The sequence below is a fragment of the Burkholderia sp. E168m23 genome, assembly GCF_016586125.1.
Lineage (GTDB): Bacteria > Pseudomonadota > Gammaproteobacteria > Burkholderiales > Burkholderiaceae > Burkholderia > Burkholderia orbicola.
In genome coordinates this window covers 1-3018 of record NZ_BCPP01000880.1, presented here as the reverse complement: position 1 = coordinate 3018, position 3018 = coordinate 1, and the positions used below count along the sequence as shown (strand labels likewise).

3 protein-coding genes and 1 pseudogene are annotated in these 3018 nt (G+C 69.6%); 1 reads left to right on the top strand and 3 read right to left on the bottom strand.

Going from position 1 to position 3018, the window contains the following annotated elements:
- Positions 1–491, bottom strand: a pseudogene (locus tag JMF90_RS31275) (tetratricopeptide repeat protein); the annotation flags it as partial.
- Positions 492–621: 130 nt separating this feature from the next.
- Between JMF90_RS31275 and JMF90_RS31270 the strand changes: the two are divergent.
- A complete protein-coding gene (locus JMF90_RS31270) occupies positions 622–2268 on the top strand; it encodes an FAD-dependent monooxygenase (protein ID WP_201316775.1) in 1647 nt (548 codons plus the stop codon).
- A gap of 8 nt (positions 2269–2276) precedes the next feature.
- Here the strand turns inward: JMF90_RS31270 and JMF90_RS31265 are convergent, their stop codons facing one another.
- Both JMF90_RS31265 and JMF90_RS31260 read right to left on the bottom strand, forming a co-directional pair.
- Positions 2277–2528 carry a formate dehydrogenase subunit delta gene (locus JMF90_RS31265; RefSeq protein ID WP_201316776.1) on the bottom strand — a complete coding sequence of 84 codons (252 nt, stop codon included), beginning with the start codon at positions 2526–2528 and terminating at the stop codon, positions 2277–2279.
- Positions 2529–2535: 7 nt separating this feature from the next.
- A partial coding sequence (locus tag JMF90_RS31260; RefSeq protein ID WP_305790767.1) for a molybdopterin oxidoreductase family protein occupies positions 2536–3018 on the bottom strand: 483 nt, incomplete at its 5' end.

The following is a 3018-nucleotide window of genomic DNA, read 5'->3' as shown; positions in this document are numbered from 1 at the left end:
GAGTGCGCGCCGAAACGCGGCGAGCGCGTCGTCGTGGCGGCCGAGCGCGTTCAGCGCGTTGCCGAGATTGTTGTGGATCGACGCGCGTCGGGCGTGAGCCGCAGCGCACGACCGAAGGCGTCGATCGCATCGTCGTGACGCTGCAGTGCCGCATACGCGTTGCCGAGGTTGTAGTGCGCGAGCGGAAATTCGGGCGCGAGCGTCAGCGCGTTGCGAAAGCGGTCGATCGCTTCGTCGAGCCGGCCGAGCGCTTTCAGCGCGTTGCCGAGATTGAGCTGCAGCGCGGCATCGTCCGGACGCAGCGCGACGGCGCGGCCGACGAGATCGGCCGCCTCGGCGTGCTGGCCCTGCTGGTGCCGCAGCACGCCGAACAGGTGCAGCGCATCGGCATCGGCGGGGTTGGAGGCGAGCGCGTTGCGATAGCCGTGCTCGGCCTCGGCGAGGCGGCCGGCACGGTGCGCGGCGTACGCCTGGTCGAATGCGGAATCCATGACGCGAAAACTGGCGGAAAGCGCGTATTTTCCCACACCGCGCGGCGCGGCCGCGTATCGGCCGGTCGGCATATGGCCCCGTGACGCGGAGCGGCGTAGACTTGCAGAGTCGCGTGTCATCGAGGTTCTCATGGCTGACACACTGCCTGATATCCCGCCCGTGCTGATCGTCGGCGCGGGGCCTACCGGCCTCGCCGCGGCGATGAGCCTCGCACGGGCCCGCGTGCCGGTGCGCATCATCGATCGTCTCGTCGCGCCCGCGCCGTTTTCGCGTGCGATCGGCATCCAGGCGCGCACGCTCGAACTGCTGGAGCAGCATCGCGCGGTCGAGCCGTTTCTCGCGCTCGGTCATCGCGCGCATGCGGCCGAGCTGCACGCCGACGGCCGCGTGATCGCACGGCTCGATTTCGATCCGCTGCGAACGCGCTATCCGTATCTGATGTTTCTCGACCAGAGCGTTACCGAGCGGCTGCTCGCCGAGCACCTGGCCGGCATGGGCGTGAGCGTTGAACGCGGGACGGTGCTGACCGGCTGCGATGCGGGCGGCACGTCGCTCGACGTGACGCTGCGCCGCGCCGACGGCCGCGACGAGTCGTTCGCTCCCTCGTACCTGATTGCCGCCGACGGCGCGCACAGCACGGTGAGGCATCTGCTCGGCCTGGGCTTTGCCGGGCATGCGTTCGAACAGACTTTCCTGCTGGCCGATTTCGCGGCGATACCCGACTGGCCGGACGAAGAGATTCATCTGTTCACGACACCCGCCGGCATCGCGGGCCTGTTTCCGATGGGAGGCGGCCGTTACCGGCTCGTCGCGGACCGGCCGCCCCGCAGCGACGCGTCGCCCGACGCGCCGGCGCCGTCGCTCGACGAATGCGACGCGATCATCCGTGCGCGCGTCGGCGCATCGATCTCGCCGAGCGATCTCGCGTGGTCGTCCTATTTCCACCTGCACAGCCGGATGGTCGACCGGCTGCGTCACGGCCGCGTGTTCTTCGCGGGCGACGCCGCGCACGTCCACAGCCCGGCCGGCGCGCAGGGCATGAACACCGGCATCCAGGAGGCGTTCAACCTGGGCTGGAAGCTCGCCCGCGTCCTCGGCGCAGGCGCGCCCGAGCGATTGCTCGACACGTATCACGCGGAGCGCCACCCGATCGAGCGGGACGTATTGCGGCAGACCGGTTTCGTCACGCAGATCGTCGAAGCCGAGCGCGGCGCGATGAAGCTGCTGCGTGATCACGTCGTGCCGCTGCTGGCGTCGTTCGGGCCGATGCGCGACGCGGTCAGGCGCACGGTCAGCGAGCTCGGCGTGCAATACCGGAAGAGTCCACTCACGCTCGAGCGCGTGCTCGACGGCGGCCCGCGCGCGGGCGAGCGGGCGCCCGACGCACTCGTACACGTGCTCGACGGGCCGCTCGGTCGCGCGCCCGGTACGGCGCGGCTATACGATCTTCACGATCCGGCCTGCTTCACGCTGTTGCTGCTGGAAGAGCCGATGAATGCCGACGCCGGCGAGGTGCCGCCGATCCCGGCCGATGCGCAGGCGCTCGTGCAGGGGCTCGAGCGGATCATGCCGGAAGCGGTGCGCGTGTGGCGTGTCGCCGATGCCGAAGGCGATGGTACGGCCGGGCTCGCGCAGGAATACGGCCGCTCGCGCCCGTCGTTCTATCTGCTGCGGCCCGACGGCTACGTTGCCGCGCGCGGGCGCACGGCAACCGACGCGAACGCGCTGCTGCGCCACTGCGAAAGCTGGTTCGCGGGCATGTCGGTATCCGCGTAGCCGCGCGGTCAGGCGGGCGCCGCGGCGGGGACGAGCGACGCGCGATGCGCGGCGATCGCATCGCGCACGATCGGCGTCGCGCGTTGCCCGGCTTCGCTCGACGGATCGGCGAGCGCGGCGAGCAGCGCACGGCGCATCCGCGGCTCCCAGAAGCGCCGGATATGCTCGGCGATCCCGGTCAGCGCTTCGTCGCGATCGGGCATCGATTCGAAGAATGCGCCGATCTGGTTGGCCATGTCGATCAGGTGTTCGCTGTTCATCGCAGTCTCACTTGCCCGTCGTCACGGCGGCCGGCTCGGCGGCGCGGCGCTCGAGCAGACCGAGCTGCTCCGAGTTGAAGCGCGCATACGCTTGTTGCCAGTCGGACGGTTGCGCAACCGGCAGCACCTGAACGGCCGTCACCTTGTATTCCGGGCAGTTCGTCGCCCAGTCGGAGCTTTCCGTCGTGATCACGTTCGCACCCGATTCGGGGAAGTGGAACGTCGTGTAGACGACGCCCGGCTGCATGCGCTCGGACACCAGCGCGCGCAACACCGTCTGACCGGCACGCGACTCGATGCCGACCCAGTCGCCCGTCCGGATTCCGCGATCTTCCGCGTCGTGCGGATGGATCTCGAGGCGATCCTCTTCGTGCCACCGGACGTTCTCGGTCCGGCGCGTCTGCGCGCCGACGTTGTATTGCGACAGGATGCGGCCCGTCGTCAGGATCAGCGGATAGCGCTGCGTGACTTTCTCCGGCGTCGGAATGAA